The following is a 4857-nucleotide window of genomic DNA, read 5'->3' as shown; positions in this document are numbered from 1 at the left end:
TTTCTTAACTAAGTGGCATTGCGCCTGTTGGGGGTGGGGGGACCACGAAGTGGTGGAAGGGGGAGGCTGCGGTAAGCGCCGATAGTGAGACATTCGTTAGGGAAGCGCTGATTCAATCACTGAAGACACAAAAGTAAATCCCGCAACGCTAATTTAATATTGCGCCCGTAGGGCGCCACCACCATCCTCTGAACTTTTTCCTTTACAACCTTTCTACACAACCTGCCGCCGTCAGGCAGCCACAACCTACGGGCCCGAAGGGCCCGCCCCCTTTTGGTGCCGCAGGCGGGGGACAATAAAATATAAGAACAGAAAACCACCGCCCTCAATGAGGACGGTGGTTTTCTGTTGTAGAGGATGTTATATGGTATGGCCTGTTCTGCCCCAGACAGGCCATATTTTATTTTTCTGCAGCTGCAGGAACAGCGTCAGCGGGAGCTTTGCCGGAGGCCATGGCTTCGTTGTCGGCTTTTGCTTTTTTCAGGTCGAAGCGGTCGGAGACGAATCCGTAGAGGGTCCAGCCGAATACGGTGACGATGGCGCCGTAGGTCATGGCTTCAAAGCCGGAGGCGTAGCATGCATAGAGGCTGTAGAGGGATGCGATGAATGCGATGAACTTGGTTGTTTTGAGTTCGCTGCCCAGGTGGTCTACGGCTTTCATGATGACTACGATGGAAGCCATGCAGAGGAGGTAGGGCATGATGTTGGTAATGACTGCCAGGTTGACCAGGGTCTCAAACTGTTCATTCAGAGAGGGGCTGATGGTCATGAGGGAGAAGAGGGACTGAATGATGGTGATGGCCACCATGCCGGCGATGGGAGCGCCGTGGGAAGTTACTTTCTTCAGGAAGGCCGGGAAGTATCCTTCATCGCTGCCTGCCTTGAATACGTTGGCAATGGTGAACTGCCAGCCCAGGAGGGAACCGAAGCAGGAGAGAACCATGAGGCCCATGATGATCTTGCCTACGGTGCCGCCAAACATCTGGGAGAATACGAGGCCGAAGGGAGCGGAACTGGAGACGAGAACGTCAGCAGGAACGATACCGAAGATAATGTTGGTGGAAACGATGTAGCAGGCTGCTGCCAGCAGGGTACCGCCGAGAACGGCTTTGGGCACGTTCTTTTCAGGATTGTCCACGGCGTCGGCGTTGGCGCAGGCGGATTCCATGCCCAGGAATGCCCAGAGGGTCATGGTGATGGCGTTCATGGCTGCTTCGCCGAATCCAAGGTTATGTACGTTCCAGTTAGCGGAGTACATGGATGGGGAGAACCAGAACCAGCCTACGAAAGCGAGGCCGATACAGGGGATGATGACGCCCCATACGGTGATGGAGGATACCTGTCCGGTGTACTTGGCACCGCCGAAGTTGAGGACGGTGGCCAGCCACAGGGTGAAGATGGTGGCTGCACAGGTCATGACCGGGTCCAGAGTCGTATCCAGGAAACCCAGGGCATAGCCTACGGCTGAAATGGCTATGGCGGTGTTGGCAAAAATCAGGGACACACCGTAGGTGTAGTTGGCAAGGAAATTGCCTGCCTTGCCGAAGGAATATTCAGCGTAGCCGCCCATGCCGCCGCCTTTCTTGCTGTACATGCCGCACTTGGCAAATACATAGGCCAGGGCCATGGAGCCTACGGCAGTGACCAGCCAGGAAACGATAGACAGGGCGCCTACCTGGGCCAGCTTGGACGGGAGCATGATAATGCCGGAACCCATCATGTTCACTGCTGTCAGGATGGTGAGCTGGAAAACGCTCATTTTATTTGCTTTGCTCATGATTTTCTCCTTTGAAAGGAAGGATGGGGAAACCCTGTTTCCCCGCTTCCCTATGAGTTTATTTCTTTTCAAATTCCTTTTTCAGTACGTAGCCGTAGGCATGTTTCTTTCCGTCTTCGCCGGTCTGTACGTATACGCCCTGGATTTCAGGAGCAAAGCCGGGGAGCTGGTTAATGCCTTCTACCAGGTCAAGGAAATAGGTGACAGCGGTTTTGGACCATTTTTCACCGGGGTGTACGCAGAGTACTCCTGGCGGATAGGGGAGAGCGCCTTCCAGGGCGGTGCGGCCTTCTGCTTCAGCCAGGTCCACCAGTTCGCCGTGGGCTCTCATGAATTCATACTGCGCTTCCTGGGGGTTCATTACGTATTCCGGGAAATAGTCCTTCAGGAAGAGCTGCTTCTGCAAGGTGGAAACTTCACGGTCCTTATAGAAATCGTGCATTTCCTGGCAGAGGCGGCGGATGGTGTATCCTCTGTATTTTTCTTCGTATGCATTATAGATGGAAGGAAGAACTTCAGACATGGGTGCATCCTGGTCGATGAGCTGTTCGAAACGGATGAGTTTAGCCACCAGGTCGTTCATCTTTGTTTCATTTTCAGCGGGGGTCATGAGGAAGAGAATGTCATTCAGGTCGCATTTTTCCGGAATAATGCCGTTTTCACGGAGGTAGTTGGCCAGAATGTTGCCGGGGATGCCGAAATCTTCATAGCCTCCGTTTTCTACGTCAATGCCGGCGGTAACGAACTGCAGCTTCATGGGATCGATGAAGTACTGGCCCTTGCCGTAGCCGTCGAAGCCGTGCCATTTGGCGCCCGGTTCGAAAGCCCAGTAGTTGATATCATTGGCCATTTTTTCCGTATCCCCTTCTTCCCATTTCTTTCCGTAAACAACGGGAGGAACGAGAGGACGGATGTAGTGGCAGTTGCGGAGTACCTGCTTTCTGGTTTCAATCACCAGTTTCACAGCGTCTCTCCAGAGCTTCTTCCCTGCTTCCCCTTCATGCATCTTGGCGTTCACGTCAAGGGCAGCGAAGAGCTGGTACAGCGGGGAGGTGGAAGCGTGCATCATGAATGCATTGTTTACTCTCTTATGAGGTACATAGCGGTCCTGGCCTTTAATGTGGGAGTCCTTCTTGTGAATCTGGGAGGTCATGGAGAAGCCGGCCTGCTGTTTGTGGACGGACTGGGTAACGAAGATGCCCGGGTCTTCCGGTCCAAGGTCCAGGAGAAGGGGAGAGCAGTCTTTCATCATGGGAATGAACTGTTCATAGCCTACCCATGCGGAGTCGAAGAAAATGTAGTCGCAGAGGTGGCCGATCTTGTCCACTACCTGACGGGCATTGTAGATGCAGCCGTCGTAGGTGCCCAGCTGGATGACTGCCAGGCGGATGGGTCTTTTGGCCTTTGCCTTCACCGGATCCTTTTCGGCTACCAGCTTCCTGATGTATTCCTCATTGAAGCAGTGTTCCGGAATGCCGCCGATGGAGCCGAAAGCGTTTCTTTCTGTTTCCAGGTAAACCGGCGTAGCGCCTGCCAGCACCAGAGCGCCGTGGTCGATGGATTTATGGTTGTTCCGGTCGAAGAGGACGATGTCGCCGGGGGTGAGGACGGCGTTCAGCACGACCTTGTTGGAAGTGGAGGTGCCATTCAGTACGAAGTAAGTCTTGTCAGCGTTGTATACCCTTGCGGCGTGCTTCTGGGCTGCCAGAGCCGGGCCTTCGTGAATGAGGAGATCCCCCATGGCCACGTCTGCGTTGCACAGGTCAGCTCTGAAAGTGTTTTCGCCGAAGAAATCGTAGAATGCGCGGCCTGCAGGGTGCTTGCGGAAGAAAGCGCCGCCCTGGTGGCCTGGGCAGTCAAACTGGGAATACCCGTTTTCCACATACTTTTCCAGATCCTTGAAGAAAGGAGGAAGCACAGTGTCTTCATAGTGGGAAGCAGCGCTCTCAATCTGGCGGTTATAGAAATCGTGGTCCGTTTCATTCAGATCGATAACCCGGTACACTTTGCTGATCACATCATCCGCCACCGGGCCTTCCTTCGTGCGGATCAGAAGAACAGGAATCTTGAAGGCAAAAACCATTTCCTTCTGAAGAACATCGGTGTCAGTGTCTGCAATGACCACAGCACCCACATCGGTGAAGTCGGTGTCATTCACATTGACAGCTTCCCTTGCCGGAATGCTTCCGAAAATTTCGAGGGCTTTGTCAGAATAAGCGATTTTTAAATGTTTCACGATTGAAACCTCCTGTACTGAACATTTTGTTATGAATGTGGAGGAAGCGGTGTGTGCACAGCACCGCACCTCCGAATCCCTTACACAGGACTCATGTCCTTTACTGTGCTTATTGTATAGAAAAACGAGGAAATACTCCAATACCGATTCTTTTCGAAAATGGAAATATGGAAAAACCATTACAAATTGCATGAATAAAAGAATCTAAAGGAAACTAATAACAAAAATATTATTAGTTATGTCTGGAGATAGCAGAGTATGGCTTTAATGCCTTCCATGGGCTGAGGGAAATGGATATAAAGAGCAGAAAACCCGGGCGGCGAATCGGTATAGGAGGGATGAAACAGGCGAAATGGAACATGCAGGACTCCGGCGGAGAGGGAAAAGAAAGGAGGGAATGGGAGGAATATTATATGTAAATATATAATAGGAGATTTTGGATACAGGGCGGATTGATAATAATATCAAAAGAGTTATCGATTACGGGAGATTAGGGAATGGAGGGTGGAATTGGGATCGGAGGAGGGGAGCGTTATGGGTGGCTAGTGGCTGGTGAGCAGGGAAAACCAGGGAGCCCGCCTGCGGCGCGATGGAAAAGTGGCACCCCCTTTGGTGGCTGGCGCCACCACCTTTCCCCCTCTTCGAGGGGGCACTATGGGTGCTTGCCATTGTGCCACGACAAATCATATGGATTGTAAACTGAAGAAAAAATAACCTCCAAATCAAGGGTCTGAAAAAAATCAGAAATTGTCTTGGCGATTTAGCATGTCCCAAATTACAGCTAGCGATTCCAGGGGAGATGAACTCATGTGTTAGAAACCATCAATATGGAGAAAAGGCAACC

At 52.0% G+C, this 4857-nt stretch carries 2 protein-coding genes; both read right to left on the bottom strand.

The genetic code is table 11. The features are described 5' to 3' along the window. Positions 1-400: 400 nt before the first annotated feature. Positions 401-1777 (bottom strand): putrescine-ornithine antiporter, encoded by a 1377-nt coding sequence (gene potE, locus B2Y11_RS05450; RefSeq protein ID WP_291057098.1) that lies wholly within the window; start codon positions 1775-1777, stop codon positions 401-403. A gap of 58 nt (positions 1778-1835) precedes the next feature. After that, positions 1836-4013 carry an ornithine decarboxylase SpeF gene (gene speF, locus B2Y11_RS05445; protein WP_291057095.1) on the bottom strand — a complete coding sequence of 726 codons (2178 nt, stop codon included), beginning with the start codon at positions 4011-4013 and terminating at the stop codon, positions 1836-1838. Positions 4014-4857: the final 844 nt, after the last annotated feature.

Origin of the sequence: Dialister sp. UBA1703, from assembly GCA_002320515.1 — a bacterium.
Taxonomy (GTDB): domain Bacteria; phylum Bacillota; class Negativicutes; order Veillonellales; family Dialisteraceae; genus Dialister.
The sequence above is the reverse complement of the archived record's forward strand: the minus strand, read 5'-3'. Positions and strand labels throughout refer to the sequence as shown.